10 protein-coding genes are annotated in these 15,498 nt (G+C 67.6%); 1 reads left to right on the plus strand and 9 read right to left on the minus strand.

Translation table 11 applies throughout. The annotated features are described in order from the left end of the window. Positions 1–20: 20 nt before the first annotated feature. The 7 genes from OM977_RS14615 to OM977_RS14645 form a co-directional block, all read right to left on the minus strand. The gene (locus tag OM977_RS14615) at positions 21–4,199 is read right to left on the minus strand and encodes a DUF4011 domain-containing protein (protein ID WP_264354646.1); all 4,179 of its coding nucleotides are present in this window, start codon (positions 4,197–4,199) and stop codon (positions 21–23) included. A 256-nt stretch (positions 4,200–4,455) separates the two neighbouring features. Next, the gene (gene guaA / locus OM977_RS14620) at positions 4,456–6,045 is read right to left on the minus strand and encodes a glutamine-hydrolyzing GMP synthase (protein WP_264354647.1); all 1,590 of its coding nucleotides are present in this window, start codon (positions 6,043–6,045) and stop codon (positions 4,456–4,458) included. Between the two features lie 150 nt (positions 6,046–6,195). After that, a complete protein-coding gene (locus tag OM977_RS14625) occupies positions 6,196–6,708 on the minus strand; it encodes a DUF3817 domain-containing protein (RefSeq protein ID WP_264354648.1) in 513 nt (170 codons plus the stop codon). After that, complete coding sequence (locus OM977_RS14630) at positions 6,705–7,598, minus strand: SURF1 family protein (RefSeq protein ID WP_264354649.1); 894 nt, start codon at positions 7,596–7,598, stop codon at positions 6,705–6,707. Before OM977_RS14630 ends, OM977_RS14625 begins: the two co-directional genes overlap by 4 nt. A 91-nt stretch (positions 7,599–7,689) precedes the next feature. After that, the gene (locus OM977_RS14635; RefSeq protein WP_264354650.1) at positions 7,690–8,178 is read right to left on the minus strand and encodes a PTS sugar transporter subunit IIA; all 489 of its coding nucleotides are present in this window, start codon (positions 8,176–8,178) and stop codon (positions 7,690–7,692) included. A 75-nt stretch (positions 8,179–8,253) separates the two neighbouring features. Then, complete coding sequence (locus tag OM977_RS14640) at positions 8,254–10,005, minus strand: glycerol-3-phosphate dehydrogenase/oxidase (protein ID WP_264354651.1); 1,752 nt, start codon at positions 10,003–10,005, stop codon at positions 8,254–8,256. Between the two features lie 73 nt (positions 10,006–10,078). Beyond that, positions 10,079–11,215: a GuaB3 family IMP dehydrogenase-related protein gene (locus tag OM977_RS14645; RefSeq protein ID WP_264354652.1), complete on the minus strand. Its 1,137-nt coding sequence runs from the start codon at positions 11,213–11,215 to the stop codon at positions 10,079–10,081. 54 nt (positions 11,216–11,269) lie between these two features. On the opposite strand from OM977_RS14645, the gene OM977_RS14650 reads away from it, so the two are divergent. Further along, complete coding sequence (locus OM977_RS14650) at positions 11,270–11,890, plus strand: hypothetical protein (RefSeq protein ID WP_264354653.1); 621 nt, start codon at positions 11,270–11,272, stop codon at positions 11,888–11,890. Here OM977_RS14650 and OM977_RS14655 read toward each other — a convergent pair. Together OM977_RS14655 and guaB are read right to left on the minus strand one after the other, a co-directional pair. Continuing rightward, complete coding sequence (locus OM977_RS14655) at positions 11,877–13,727, minus strand: ABC transporter ATP-binding protein (protein ID WP_264354654.1); 1,851 nt, start codon at positions 13,725–13,727, stop codon at positions 11,877–11,879. The two genes, OM977_RS14650 and OM977_RS14655, sit on opposite strands and share 14 nt — an antisense overlap. A 101-nt stretch (positions 13,728–13,828) precedes the next feature. Further along, a complete protein-coding gene (guaB, locus tag OM977_RS14660) occupies positions 13,829–15,340 on the minus strand; it encodes an IMP dehydrogenase (protein WP_264354655.1) in 1,512 nt (503 codons plus the stop codon). Positions 15,341–15,498: the final 158 nt, after the last annotated feature.

Consider the following 15,498-nt stretch of genomic DNA (forward strand, 5'->3'; position numbering starts at 1 on the left):
CGGCCACCCCTCGGCGAGTCCTAGCCCCAGTGCGGGGGTTTTTGTTCCTGCAGCCAGGAATCGTGGTCGTAGCCGTCGGGGCGGTCTCCCCAGCGGCGCGGGTCGTCCTCGGCCGCCTTGTTCGGCAGCACGCCTTCGGCCACCGCGCTGCTGGCAGCCGAAGCGGGCACGCCCGCGCCCGCCGGCGCCTCCTCAGATGCGCCCGTCTCGGCGGCCCACTGTTCGTCGTGCGCCTCGTTGGCGCTTGTGTCTTGAACGTCGCCGTCTGCGCTCATGCGGTCGGCCTCCTTAGTGCCCGGTGCTGCTGCTTGCTGCTGCTCTCCGCCATGAGAGCCGGTGGTTGCTGGTTCGGCGGCAAAAGAAGCGGGGGCGCCCGGCGCGGCGGTCCCCTGCGTTGACGCGGAACGCCCCGCCGCCGCTTGGGCATCGTTGACGGCCAGATGTTCCACGTCGTCATCGAAGAAGCCCGAGGACCGGTGCCGGCTGGTCACCGCCGGCTTTTCCAGTCCCAGGTACCCGCCGATCCGGTCGGCACAGGCCGACGGGTCGGTGAACACCTCGATGGTCCAGAGGGGCATGTAGCGCCAGCCCAGCCGTTCCAGCTGCTGCGGCCGGAGCCTGCTGCGTTCCCGCACGGTCATCCTCCGGTACTGTTCGGTTCCGTCGGATTCGATCGCCACGGGCTGCGGGATCTCGGCGTCGTCCTGGCCTATGGTGTGCAGCGGGTCGGCGGCGGCCACCATGTTGAGGACGCCGTCGTACTGGTGCCAGACCCGGGCACCGCGGGCCCGGAGCCGGTCGCCAAGATCGGCCACGAGCGGGTCGGCGCCCAGGGCCTGCTCGCTGGCGGCGGCCCGCGATGCGGGGCTGCCGAGATCGGAGTTTCCGGTGATTTCCCGGTCCAGCAGTTCGTAGAAGTCCACGGCTCCATGGCTCAGCCGGGTCACGTCAAGATCCTCGGGCCGGAAGCAGCTGAGGACGTGCAGGGAGCGGCGGGCGCGGGTCATCGCCAGGGCAAACTTGGCCCGTCCGCCCTCGGCCGAGAGCGGGCCGAGACTGTGCAGGGCGCGCCCGTGCGGGGTGCGTCCATAGCCCGGGGAGAAGATGATGTGGTCACGGACCAGACCCTGGGCGCGGTCCAGGTCCACCACGCGGAAGGATTCCTCGCCGGCGGTGAAGAAGCTTGCGAGCATAGGATAGTTGGGCAGCTGGAGCCGGATGGACTCCCCGATCCTGGCGGCATGGCGGAGGCTGCCGGTGACGACGGCCAGGGAAGTGCGCGGACGGAGGCGCGCATGTTCGAAGACCAGTTCCACGGCGCGGTTGACTTCGGCGACGACGGATTCGACGCCGTCCTGGTCCGCGCTCGGCAGTCCGGTGCCGTCCGGCAGGTATTCCAGGCTGAGCGCGCGGTCCAGCCCGGTAGCGGACTGGCCTTCGGGGAGCCGGCGGAGCCCGCCGTCGTAGAACGCCTTGCTCAGCTGCCGCACGAGGTCCTCGTCGACCGCCCGGTAAACGTTCCGCAACTTCCGGACCGGCAGCACGGCGGTGAGGGCTTTGTAGGCGCTTTCAACGCCCTGGTGCGAGCTTTCGCCGGCGGCGAGACGCTCCACGCTGACGGTGAAGGTCCTGGGGCTGGCGATCTGGTCGTCGCCGAAGGCGATGACCTGCTGGGCGCGCGCGATGGCGGGCAGGACGGCCTGCAATGAGGTTGCCTCGGCGTCGAGGATGACCACGGCGTCGAATTTCTGCTCAATCGGCAGCAACCCGGACATCAGATATGGGCTGACGGACCAGACGGGCACCAGCTTGGGCAGCAGTTCCGGGGCCTGCCCGGAAAGCGCGGCGAGGGTCACGCGGCCGTCCTTGAGGAGGCTGCGCAGCAGGTCCGCCTGCCGCGGGTTCTCCGCGATGGCCGCGCGCCAGCGCTCGGCGAGCTTCCAGCGCAGCCGGGCAGCGCCGCTGGCGATGTGGGCGTTGTCAGCGAGGCGGTATTCGGCCTCAAGCTGGCGCAGCGCGTCGCCGTCGGACATGGCGAGGTAGTCGTCGCCACTGATCATGGCTTCCAGGGCGGACTGCCACCAGGCCAGCTCGAGTTCGGCCGCGACCGATTCCGCCGGCACCTCGCGCTCGGCCAGGTCGGCGAGCAGTTCGCCAAGACCATGCTCGCGCATGTTCTCCACGAGCAGGGTCCGCTCCGGAAGGGTCTCCAGCGTGCCGGTGTCAGAGACCAGAAGTTCCAGCCGCTCCATCAGCTCTTCGTAGGGGGTGGAGAGCAGCTCGCCGCCGGCTGCGGTGTGCTTGACGGCCAGTCCCAGTTCGAAGAGCTCGGCTCCGAGTTCACGGTAGAGGCCCGAAATGTCGGCGAGCCCGGACGGGACGGCCGGATGGCGCTGCGTCGTCGCGTAGCCGGACCACGCGGCCCGCTGGTCCTGGACGAGGACGAGTGAGCTGTGGAGATCGGCGATGTGGACGCCGGGGCGGACGTATTCCTTTGCGACTCGGCGCAGCCGGGAGCGCTGCATGGACGGCATCTCGATGTTCCGCTCGCGCCGCCAGGAGGAGGAGGCAGTCGCGGAAATGAGGTCGTGGACCGGACGGTCAAAGATGTCCGGAGTGAATTTGTCGAGGCTCTCGCGGACGGCGACGAGGAGTTCGATCTGCTCGCCCCACTCGGCGAAGGTGTGGCCGAGGCGGATTTCGGCGTGGTCCGCGACGCCGTTCATGCGCTCGCGCAGCAACGGCAGCTTCTGTGCCACGGACACGGCGACCTGCTGCGCCTCCTGGGTTTCCTTCCGGGTCAGCAGCCGCGCCCCATGCCAGGGGCTGGTGGTCGATGCGCGGCTGAAACTGCCCAGCTCGGCGGCCCGGCGGAGCCGTCCGGCCAGTTCCTCACGGTCCCGGATGTTGTCCAGGACGCTGCGCTTGAGCCGCACCGTGGTGGCCGGTGCGGGATGGATCGAGGTCAGCTCGGCCAGCGACTGCATCGCCTCGTACGGCGAGCAGCCCCAGCGCTGGCGGACGTTGTGCAGCGAGGAGACGTGGTCCATGAGGGCGTGGCGGTGCTCGGTCAGCGTGGTGTGAAGGTTGCTGAGCTGCGGTTCGAGGGACTTCTCGTTACGGACGATGGCGCGGACCAGTTGCCCCTTGAGCTGCAGCGGCGCCGCGTTGCCGGAAAGCTGGAAGAGCATGGAATCGAGGCCGAGCGTCTCCAGCTGGCCGGAGATCTCGGCCAGGCTGGCGCGCCTGTCCCCCACCACCAGGACGGTCTTGCCTTCGTCGACGAGCGCGCCGATGGTGTTGATGACGGTCTGGGTCTGTCCGGTCCCGGGCGGGCTGCTCACCGCGAGCGAGTCCCCCGCCCGGACGGCGTCCACAACGTACTGCTGGTCCGCATCGGCGTCGAGCAGCAGGAGTTCCTCCGCCGGGTTGCGGGAATCCGTGCTCGGGAAGCGGTTCGGCTTGAGTTCGGGCACGTCCGCAGGCGACCCGGCGGCGGCGCGGGCCAGGGCAGCGACGAGCGCGTTGTTTTCGTTGATCCAGGGATCCTCGAGGTTCCCGGAAAGGTCCGAGAACGTGGAGACCAGGAGGTTGTGTTCCACCTCGGCACCGTGGATGGGCTGGATGAGGGTGCCGAGGCGGTCCAGGACCGGCTGCGGATCAAACCGGGCGGTGCTGTACGCCATGCGGGTGACGGCGTTGACGTCGAAAACGATCCCGTGGATGGTTTTCAGGTGCCGGATCAGCGCAGGGTTGATGCGGGCCTGTTCCGTCAGCTGGAGTTCGTAGTCGTCCTCGCCCGGCCGGACGGTGAGCGACACGGCGATCAGCAGGACGGGGGCCGAGACGCGCTGCGGCTTGCCCCCCACGGCGGACGTCCAGACGACGGTGCCGGCGGAGAAATATCCGGCGTCGATGCCGCGGTCGTTCGACAGTTCGAAAATCTTAGAGCGCAGGTTCCGCGAGGCGCGGGCGGCGACGACGAACTGCTGGCGGTCCCTGATCAGGGTGGAAAGCCGGGTACGCCGGCCCGCCATGAGCTGTGCCAGGCCGGACGGGTGCGCGTGGGTCAGGTCGATGGAACCCTCGGGCGTCTTCGTGAAGCGCAGCATCGTATCTGCCCCGGTGACGGGCTTGAGCCCCGACAGCCATTTCCTGAGCTCCTCGGAGCCCTCGTGGTGGCCTTGACCAACTGACACTGCTGCCTTCTTTTCTGTGCTCGCTTTTACTGGGCTCGCGCTAACCGTGCTCGCGTTTTCCGTGTTCGAGCGTGACGCCCTGGACCATACCGGCATGCCTTCGAGAGTAGCCCGAATCAGCGGTGAGCAAGAGTCCGCAACACTGGCGCCGGCTAAATTGACCAGAAATGCTCCGCTGCTGGCAGGCGGCAGAACACCGGCCAGAACACAACGGCCGGCCCCGTCTGGAGGCCGGCCGCTTCACCCGTTTAGCAGGTTATTCCCACTCGATGGTTCCCGGCGGCTTGCTGGTTACGTCCAGCACCACCCGGTTGACCCCGTCCACTTCGTTGGTGATCCGGTTGGAGATCCGGGCCAGCAGATCGTAAGGCAGCCGTGACCAGTCGGCGGTCATGGCGTCCTCGGAGGACACCGGACGCAGCACGATCGGGTGGCCGTAGGTGCGGCCGTCGCCCTGGACCCCGACGCTGCGGACATCCGCCAGCAGCACGACCGGCATCTGCCAGACCTCATTGTCGAGGCCGGCGGCGGTCAGCTCCGCGCGGGCTATGGCGTCCGCCTTGCGCAGCAGCTCCAGGCGTTCCTTCGTGACATCGCCGACGATCCGGATGCCGAGGCCGGGACCCGGGAACGGCTGGCGGCCCACGATCTCCTGCGGCAGGCCCAGCTGCGCGCCAACGGCGCGGACCTCATCCTTGAACAGGGCCCGCAGCGGCTCCACGAGTTCGAACTGCAGGTCCTCCGGCAGCCCGCCCACGTTGTGGTGGCTCTTGATGTTGGCCGCACCTTCGCCGCCGCCGGATTCGACGACGTCCGGGTACAGCGTGCCCTGGACCAGGAACTTGATTTTCTCGCCGTGCGCGGCGGCCTCGGAGATGATGGCCAGCTCCGCTTCCTCGAAGGCACGGATGAACTCGCGTCCGATGATCTTGCGTTTGGTCTCGGGGTCGCTGACGCCGGCCAGAGCGCTCAGGAAGCGCTCCTGCTCGTTGGCGACGTAGAGCTTGACGCCCGTGGCAGCCACGAAGTCGCGTTCGACCTGTTCGGCCTCGCCTTCGCGCAGCAGTCCGTGGTCCACGAAAACGCAGGTCAGCTGGTCGCCCACGGCGCGCTGGACCAGGGCCGCGGCCACGGCGGAATCAACGCCGCCGGACAGGCCGCAGATAACCCGGGCGTCGCCAATCTGTGCGCGGATCCGTTCGACCTGTTCCTCAAGGATGTTGCCGGTGGTCCAGTTCGGTTCCAGCTTGGCGCCCTTGAACAGGAAGTTCTCCAGGACCTGCTGGCCGTAGGCCGAGTGCTTCACCTCGGGGTGCCACTGCACGCCGTAGAGGCCCTTGGCCTCATTGGCGAAAGCTGCCACATCGGCGCCGGCCGTGGTCGCGAGGACCTCAAAGCCATCGGGCGCCTCGTGGACGGAATCGCCGTGGCTCATCCACGTGCTCTGGTGCTGGGGCATGCCTTCGAGGATGGAACGGCCGTCGCCGATCGTGGTGGTCTCGGTGGCGCCGTACTCGCGGAGCCCGGTCTGGGCCACCTTGCCGCCCAGCGCGTTCGCCATGGCCTGGAAGCCGTAGCAGATGCCGAACACCGGGACGCCGGCCTCGAACAGGTCCGCGCCGACGCTCGGGGCGCCCTCCGCGTAGACGCTGGAGGGGCCGCCGGAGAGGATGATGGCGGCCGGGTTCTTGGCCAGCAGCTGCTCGGTGCTGTAGGTATGCGGAACCACTTCCGAATACACATTCGCTTCCCGGACGCGGCGGGCAATCAGCTGCGCGTACTGGGCGCCGTAGTCAACAACCAGGACGGGCTTGTGGGACGTCTGGGATGCAGTGGGAGTAGTCACCCCACTAGCCTACTTTGCGCTGTGGTCCGCCCGCACATTGAGAAGCCCGTCCGGGCCCGGAATCGGCCGCCGGGTAAGGGATCTCACACGCGTGCCGGCGGCCTCCTGGCGCCGCTGCGCGGCGGCGGACCGCCTTGCGCTGTGGCGCGCTCAGTAGCGCTGCGGGGCCTGCGGGTTGGCGGCGAGTTCGGCTTCGACCTCGGCGTGGAACTTCTTCTCGACGAAGAAGGACAGGAACGGCACGACGCCGCCCAGCGCCATGACGATGAGCTTGACGAACGGCCAGCGCATCAGGGACCAGAGCCGGAAGTTGGACATGAGATAAACGACGTACATCCAGCCGTGCACAATCAGGATCGCGATCGAAAGATTGAAGCCGCCGATAACTCCCGGAGGTTCGGCGTCGGCGAATCCCAGCCCGAACGGCTCGCCGGTGAGGCCGTGGGTGCCGCCCGCGAAGAGGTACTGGCCGAAGGCGTAGCGGGCAATCATCTCGGCGCAGAGGAGCAGCAACATGCCGCCGGTCAGGTACGCGAGGACTTTGTAGAACTTCAGGGCGGAGCGGACCTGGGCCTCGGTCCCGCCGAACCGGCGCTTTTTGCCGGTGGCGTTTCCCGTTCCGTTGGTCTGCTGCGGCTGGACTGCCGGCTGGGGCTCGATCATGATTGCACTCTCGGGTCGGTGGGGATCTGCTGCGGGGAGTTCTGTTCGGGGGCGTGCTGCTCGGGGACGTGCTGTCCGTCTCGTGCACCGGCTCCAATGCTGTCGTGCTCGGCGTCGAGCGCGTCCTCGAGTTCGCGGCGGTAGTCGTCCTTCACCAGGCGCCACCAGATAAACAGTGCGAAGCCGGCGAAAACCACCCACTCGGCGGCGTAGAAGATGTTCAGCCAGTTGACTTTCTGGGCAGCGGGCTGAGGCCCGATGTTCAGCGGCTGGAGATTGCCGCCGGCGGCGGCGGACACGTCGGCGGTGCCCGCCATTTCGGTGTCCGCGGCCACGAAGCCGGGGTAGCTGCTGATCTCCCAGATGTTGATGAGTTCCGCCACGGAAACGGCGCTGGCCCGTCCCGGACCGGCGTCGGTCTTGGGGAGCGGGGCTTCGGACGGGATCAGCCGGCCGGTGAGTTCAATGGTGCCCGACGGCGGCGCCACGGCGTCCGCTGGATCCGCCACCCAGCCGCGGGCCACCGGGATCCAGGTCTGCGGCGAGGCGCCCTCCCCCGCCAGGACAGGGGCATCCGCGACGGCGAACGCGGACACGATCCAGTAGCCCTTTTCGCCGTCGTGCAGCCTGCCCGGGACCAGGACCTGCTTTTGCGGGGCGTAGCTGCCGGTCGCGGACACTTTCTGGTCGGCTACCGAGCCCGGGAAGAAGTCACCCGGCTTTAGCACCGTAGTCAGCGGCTTGAGTTCCTCGGTGGTGCTGGCCACCGGCGTGTCTGATTTCGTCGATTGGCCGAACTGCCATTGGCTGAGCAGCACAAACACCCCGGATATGGCGATCGCAAACACGAGGCCTGCAATCCAACGGGGCTTAAGGGCAGTTTTCAGCACCCCTTAACCGTACTTCGTCCTCGTGTAGAACAACGAAACGGCTGGTACTACAGCGGCCTGCGCTACAAGAGTGGGGCAGCCTGCCCCCATCTCAGTGGTCGAAGAAGACCAGGCTTGAGTTGATGAGCTCCGCGATCACTTCGGGATCGTAGGCACGCCGGAGCGATTCACGGAACGACTCCTTGGACAGCGAGCGGGCCAGCGTGGCGAGTACTTCGAGGTGGTCGGAGAAAGAGCTCGCCGGGGTCGCGATCAGAAGGATCACTGTGGCCGGGCCGTCGGCGGCGCCGAAGTCGAGGGCCCTGCCGTACTTGGTGATGCCGACGGCGATCGAGGTCCGGGAGACAAACTCACTCCTGGCGTGGGGCAGGCCGATGCCGCCCGGTAGGCCCGTGGCCAGCTGATGTTCCCGCGCGTTGACGTGCTTGAGGAATCCTTCCAGATCGGAAATCCGCCCGGCGGCATGCATCCGTTCGGCGAGCTGGGACGCGGCGTCGAGCTTGTCCGTGGCGTCCATCTCGAGGATCACCATCTCGGGGGTGGTGAGGTCGGCGTCATACCTGTCCAGTGGTTCCGCCAAGAGGTGTCCCTTCGAAGTGGCGTGTGCAGGCCGTCCTGCACCCCCAGCAATGGGGCTGCAGTCCGGCGTTGCCGGTCAGCGCAGCGGAACGATATCCTCGACGCCCAGTCGCGCGGCGTCGGCGGATTCATCATCCGGCTGCTCCTGGCTCAACCGCTCGGCGTCGACCCGGGCCAGGTAATGCTTGATTTCACTCTCGCGCTGCGCATCGCTCCAGCCGAGAACATCCCCCATAAGTTTAGCGACTACCGGAGCGGCGGATGCGCCCCGGTCCCACGCCTCGATGGAGATGCGGGTGCGCCGGGTCAAAACGTCCTGAACGTGGCGGGCCCCTTCATGGGTGGCGGCGTATACGGCCTCGGCGCCGAGGTAGTCGTCCGCTCCCGGCAGTGGTTCCGCCAGTTCCGGGCGTTCGGCGATGAGCGCCAGCACCTCGGGGGTCATGGCGCCGTAGCGGTTAAGCAGGTGCTCGATCCGGGCCACGTGGATGCCCGACTCTTCCGCCATCCGGTTCCGCCTGTTCCAAGCGGCCTTGAAGCCGCTCGCGCCGAGCAGCGGAATGGTTTCCGTGCAGCTGTCCGGGACGCGTTCATCCATGCTGCGGGTCGCCTCGTCAACGGCGTCCCTGGCCATGACGCGGTAGGTGGTCCATTTGCCGCCGGCCACGACGACGAGGCCGGGCACCGGATGGGCCACGACGTGTTCGCGGGAAAGTTTGGCGGTGGAATCGTTTTCGCCGGCCAGCAGCGGGCGCAGCCCGGCATAGACGCCCTCGACGTCCTCGCGGGTGAGCGGGCGTTTCAGGACCTTGTTGACGTGCTCGAGGATGTAGTCGATGTCCTTGCTGGAGGCCGCCGGGTGGGCCTTGTCCAGGTGCCAGTCGGTGTCGGTGGTCCCGATGATCCAGTGCCGGCCCCAGGGAATGACGAAGAGCACGGATTTCTCGGTCCGCAGGATGAGCCCCACCGTGGACTGGAAGCGGTCCCGCGGGACCACCAGGTGGATGCCCTTGGAGGCGCGGACCTTGAGCTGGCCGCGGTCTGTGACCATGGCCTGGGTCTCGTCGGTCCAGACGCCGGTGGCGTTGATGACCTGCTTGGCGTGGACGTTGAACGTGGAGCCGTCCTCATGGTTGATCACCTTGGCGCCGACCACGCGTTCGCCCTCGCGCAGGAAGGCCACCACGGCTGTCTGGTTCACCGCGTGGGCTCCGTAGTACGCGGCGGTGCGGATGAGGTTGGCAACATATTTGGCGTCGTCGACCTGGCCGTCGTAGTACCGGATGGAGCCCACGAAGGCGTCGTCCTTGAGGCTGGGCGCGGCGCGCAGGGTGCCGCGGCGGGTCAGGTGTTTGTGGAACGGCACGCCGCGGCTGTGGCCGCCGGTGATGGACATCGCGTCGTACAGGGCGATGCCTGCGCCGATGTAGGGCCGCTCGAGGAACGGCTTGGTGAGCGGGTACAGGAACGGGACCGGCCGGGCCAGGTGCGGGGCGAGCACCGAGAGAATCAGGCCGCGCTCGTGCAACGCCTCCTTGACCAGCCCGAAGTCGAGCATCTCAAGGTAACGGAGGCCGCCATGGATGAGCTTCGAGGACCGCGAGGAAGTTCCGGCGGCCCAGTCGTTCGCCTCCACGATGCCCACGCTCAGGCCGCGCGTGACGGCGTCAAGGGCGGCGCCGGTGCCGACGATGCCGCCGCCCACGATCAGGATGTCGAGTTCCCTGCCCGGCTCCGTGGAGCCCTTGAGCACCGCCATTGAAGCCTCGCGCTCGGCAGGGCCCAGCGCACCTCCGGCCACGGGAGAACCGCCGGGAAAACTGTTCATGTCACGCCTCCATCCGGATCGAACCTCGTAGGGCACCAGACTACTTCCAAGTTCTCCGGATGGGCAGGGGCGGTCAGTTGCCTGCGTAGGGCGAAACGACGACGTCGACGCGCTGGAATTCCTTCAGGTCCGAGTAGCCTGTGGTCGCCATCGAACGGCGCAGGGCACCGATCAGGTTAGACGTTCCGTTGGTGTGGTGGCCCGGCCCGAAGAGCACTTCCTCGAGCGGACCGACCGTGCCGACGTTGACCCTGTCGCCGCGGGGATGTTCGAGGTGGTGCGCCTCCTGGCCCCAGTGCCAGCCCTTTCCGGGAGCTTCGTCGGCGCGGGCCAGGGCGCTGCCCAGCATCACGGCGTCGGCACCCATGGCGATGGCCTTGACGATGTCACCGGAGGAACCCATGCCGCCGTCGGCGATCACGTGGACGTAGCGTCCGCCGGATTCGTCCATGTAGTCACGCCGGGCCGCCGCGACGTCGGAGATGGCGGAGGCCATCGGCGAGTGGATGCCGAGGGCGCGGCGCGTCGTCGTCGTGGCGCCGCCGCCGAAGCCGACAAGTACGCCGGCCGCGCCGGTGCGCATCAGGTGCAGAGCTGGGGTGTAGCCGGCCGCGCCGCCGACAATCACGGGGACGTCCAGTTCGTAGATGAACTGCTTGAGGTTCAGCGGTTCGTGGTCCTTCGAGACGTGCTCGGCCGAGACGGTGGTCCCGCGGATCACGAAGATGTCGACGCCGGCGGCCACGACGGTCTTGTAGTGCTCCTGGGTCCGCTGCGGAGTCAGGGAGCCGGCGACGGTAACGCCGGCGGCGCGGATCTCAGCGAGCCGTGAGGTGATCAGCTCGGGCTGGATGGGAGCCTGGTAGAGCTCCTGCATGCGGCGGGTGACAGCCGGGCTGTTGGTCTCGTCCTGGAGCGCCGCGATCTGGTCCAGCACGGATTGCGGGTCCTCATACCGGGTCCAGAGGCCCTCGAGGTCCAGCACGCCGAGTCCGCCGAGCCGGCCGAGCGCGATCACCGTCTCCGGTGACATCGCCGAATCCATCGGTGCCGCGATGACCGGCATATCGAACTTGTAGGCATCGATCTGCCAGGAAACTGATACGTCCTTGGGGTCACGCGTACGTCGGTTGGGGACAATCGCAATGTCGTCCAGGGAGTAGGCACGACGCCCACGCTTGCCACGGCCAATCTCAATCTCGTAAGTCACTGCTCTAGGTTATCCCAGCGGACGGGAGCCTCGGCGTCGACGTACAGTGGCGTCATGAACCAGCGCTGGATCTTCGATGGACACATTGCCGGGATCGGGACCGCGTCCGGCCTGCGGGCGGTAGTCGGACTATGGGCGCAGTCCCCGTTCGGGCCCTTGACCGACGCAATGGTCCAGCTCCCGTCCGGCCACCGCATCCTGCTCGCGCCAACGGAAGAAGCCGGCAGTTTCATCGGCGCCGTGTACAACTTCGACGAGACCCGCGTCGTCCCGCTGGCGGCCTCCCTCGCCGCTGGCCAGTTGAACGTCGACGCCGGGCCGTTGCGGATCCGTGCCGGTCTCGGGGGGCGGACGCGTCTGGGCGGCGCCGCGCGGCTGGTCCCGCGGGCCCTGGCGGTGCACCCGCGCTGGCTTCGCGCGGTCAGCCCGCTCGCGGCCCGGATCCTGCCGGGCGTCCACACGGCCGGCACAGCGAAGGGCGGCCGGCAGGAGTACTACGGCGTCACCGACCTGCACCGCATCGACTCCGCCAGCGTCAGCTGGGACGGCACCGACGCCGGCCCGCTCGCCGCCATCCGGCCCGCCGTCGGGTTCGGCTTCAGCAGTGTTCCCCCGGAACCCAGCCTGGCCCGGGTCCGGACCACCATCGAGGGCGCTCCCGTCACTCCCCGCTGACGTTCTCCGGGTCCGGAACGGTGAGCTGGGACTCGAACATCCGGTAATAACGGCCCCGCAACGCCACGAGTTCCTTGTGGGTGCCCTGTTCCACGACCCGGCCCTCCTCCAGCATGTACACGACGTCCGCCTTCTCGATCGTCGCGAGCCGGTGGCTGATGGCAATGATCGTGCTGCTGCGGTCCGCGAAAAGGCGCGTGAAGATCCGGTGCTCGGCCAGCGCGTCGATAGCCGAGGTGGGCTCGTCCATCACCATGAAGGAGGCACTGCGGTAGAAGTTGCGGGCCATCGCGAGACGCTGCCACTGACCGCCGGACAGCCCGCTCCCCTTCCGCCCGCGCGGATCCTCCATCCAGTTGCTGACGTGGTTGTCCAGCCCGTTGGGCAGCTTTCTCAGGAAGTCCAACGCCTCGGCATCGGCCGCGGCCCGGCGGATCCGCCCGTCGTTCCGGGGCGAGTCGACGTCGCCGAAGAAAATGTTCTCGGCAGCGGTGGCGAACTCGTACTTGAGGAATTCCTGGCTCAGCACCGCCAGATGGCGGTGCCAGGACTTCACGTCCACGGCGGCGAGGTCGACGCCGTCGAGCAGCACCTGTCCGGAGTCCGGGCGGTACAACCCTGCGAGGATCCGGATCAGGGTGGACTTGCCTGCACCGTTCTCCCCGACGATGGCGATGTGCTGGCCCTCCTTGATGGTCAGCGAGATGCCCCTGATGACCTCCAGGTCGCTGCCGGTGTAAGTGAAACGGATGTCCCGCAGTTCCACCGTCGCCGGTGCCTGCAGCAGGGGCGGGGCGTGGCTGGAGTGCACCGGCAGTGCCATGAACAGCTCGTAATCCTTGAGGTTCGCCAGGTCCTCGTCGATCGAGCTGAGCGAGGAAACCAGGTTGTTGGCGGTAGACAGGGCGCGGCTGACGATCTGCTGGACATAGAGGAACTGCCCCACCGGCTGGGCCCGCGCGATGATCTGGCCCACCACCCAGATCAACGAAACCACCTCCGCCCCGTACTGCAGGGCGTCGGCCGCGAGCTGCTTGGGGATGTAGCGTTTCTGGAAATCCAGCCGGCGCTTCTCGTCCGCGTCCCGCAGCCGGGAGCGCAGCCCCATCAGATAGCCGACGATCCCGTAAAGGCGCATCTCGGCGATGTGCTGCGGGCGCAGGAGATTGGTCTCGATCATCCGGCGCTGCCGGCGGGAATCCACCTGGGTGTTCCAGTGCGCGATCTGTTCACGCGAAAGTTTGAACTGCAGGTACACGCTGGGCACGATCGCCACCAGGACGATCACCGCGATCCACCAGCTGACCAGCAGCAGGGCGCCGATGGCCAGGATCACCGAGACCAGCTGCGTGAAGATGGCCGCGATCCGGTCCAGCACCCGGGCGTAGGAATCGGAGAAGCGTTTGGCCCGGTCGTAGAGGTCGACCGTTTCCTTGTCGTCATAGCGCCAGAATTCAAGCGCCAGGAACCGCTCGTACATCAGGTCCCCGACGATCGCCCCCACCCGGAAACTCATCAGCTGCTGGATGTAGCGGTCGACGCTGCTGAACGCACCCCAAAACAGGCCCAGGGCCGCGGTGATGACAACGTACACGACGGCCTGCTGGCCCGCCGCGGCGTCCCCGGCGTAGGCCGCGGCCAGCGCCGTCGTGGTCAGGGCCGCGAAGTAGGTGGTGACCAGCGGCAGCAGGGCCGAGATGAGCGAGCCCACAATCTTCATCACCACGGCGGCCGGCGAGGCCCGGAAACTGACGCGGAGCACCTGCGCGACGGCGCGGGCGTACGGTCTCAGCGCAAGCTTGCGCTTCGGCTCGTGCGCGGGACGAAGTTCGGACATGGCTTCAGCCTAGTTGTGGGGTCCGACAGGCACTTGCCCCCGGACATGAACGGGCCATGGGGAGCGCTCCCCATGGCCCGTTCACGCGATCCGTCGAGGGCCTAGCGTGAACCGTAGTTCGGTGCTTCCACCGTCATCTGGATGTCATGCGGGTGCGATTCCTTCAGCCCGGCCGGGGTGATGCGGACGAATTTTCCGCGGGCCTTGAGCTCGGGGACGGTCGGTGCGCCGGTGTAGAACATGGTCTGGCGGAGGCCGCCGACCAGCTGGTAAGCCACGGACGCGAGCGGGCCGCGGTAGGCCACCCGGCCCTCGATACCTTCCGGGATGAGCTTGTCGTCGCCGGAGACGTCGGCCTGGAAGTAACGGTCCTTGGAGTAGGAGGTGTTCTTCCCTCGGGTCTGCATGGCGCCGAGCGAACCCATGCCGCGGTAGCTCTTGAACTGCTTGCCGTTGACGAAGATCAGGTCTCCAGGGGACTCGTCACAGCCGGCCAGCAGGGAGCCGAGCATGACGGTGTCGGCGCCGGCAACCAGCGCCTTGCCGATGTCGCCCGAGTACTGCAGGCCGCCGTCGGCGATCAGCGGCACTCCCGCGGGAATGGCCGCCTTGGCGGACTCGTAGATGGCGGTGATCTGCGGGACGCCGACGCCGGCCACGACGCGGGTGGTGCAGATCGAGCCGGGGCCCACGCCGACCTTGATGCCGTCGGCGCCGGCGTCGATCAGTGCCTGCGCACCTTCGCGGGTGGCAGCCTGGCCGCCGATGATGTCCACGTGCGCCGCGACGGGATCGGACTTCAGCCGTCGGATCATGTCGAGCACACCCTGCGAGTGGCCGTTGGCGGTGTCGACGAACAGGGCGTCGACGCCGGCGTCGATCAGGGTCATGGCCCGCTCCCAGCCGTCGCCGAAGAACCCGATGGCGGCACCGACACGCAGCCGGCCTTCCTCGTCCTTCGTGGCCAGCGGGTACTGCTCGGCCTTGGTGAAGTCCTTGGTGGTGATGAGGCCCCTGAGGCGGCCCTGTTCGTCAACGAGCGGGAGCTTTTCGATCTTGTTGGTCGCCAGCTTGTGCGAGGCTTCCTCCCGGCTGATCCCGACGTGCCCGGTCACGAGCGGCATCTTCGTCATGACGTCGCTGACAAGGCGGAGCGGGAAATCGGATTCCGGCACGAAGCGGGTGTCGCGGTTGGTGACGATGCCCAGCAGCCTGTTGCCCTCGTCCACCACCGGAAGGCCGGAAACCCGGTAGCGGGCGCAGATCTCGTCCAGCTCGGCCAGCGTGGCCTCGGGACCGATGGTCAGCGGGTTGGTGATCATGCCGGACTCGCTGCGCTTCACGCGGTCCACCTGGTCGGCCTGGTCCTCGATGGAGAGGTTGCGGTGCACCACGCCCAGGCCGCCCTGGCGCGCCATGGCGATGGCCATCCGCGACTCCGTGACGGTGTCCATGGCCGCGGACAGCAGCGGAGTCTGGACCGAGATCCGCTTGGAAATCCGGGACGACGTGTCCGCCTCGGAGGGGATGACGTTCGTGTGGCCGGGCAGCAGCAGGACGTCGTCGTAGGTCAGGCCGATGAAGCCGAAGGGGTTGTGTTCGGGCTGGGTCATGAGTGCGCCTCTTACCTTGGTTACGGGATTCACGGGCAGGGGTTGCAGCAGATGACCAGCCCGTCATTACGGGCATGGCCTGTGCAGAAGTGTTGAATAAATAGTAGAACCTTGGCGGCGATCCCCATATTCCGGGGCGCAAATGTGAGCAACGGCAT

The organism is Pseudarthrobacter sp. MM222 (genome assembly GCF_947090775.1).
Classification (GTDB): domain Bacteria; phylum Actinomycetota; class Actinomycetes; order Actinomycetales; family Micrococcaceae; genus Arthrobacter.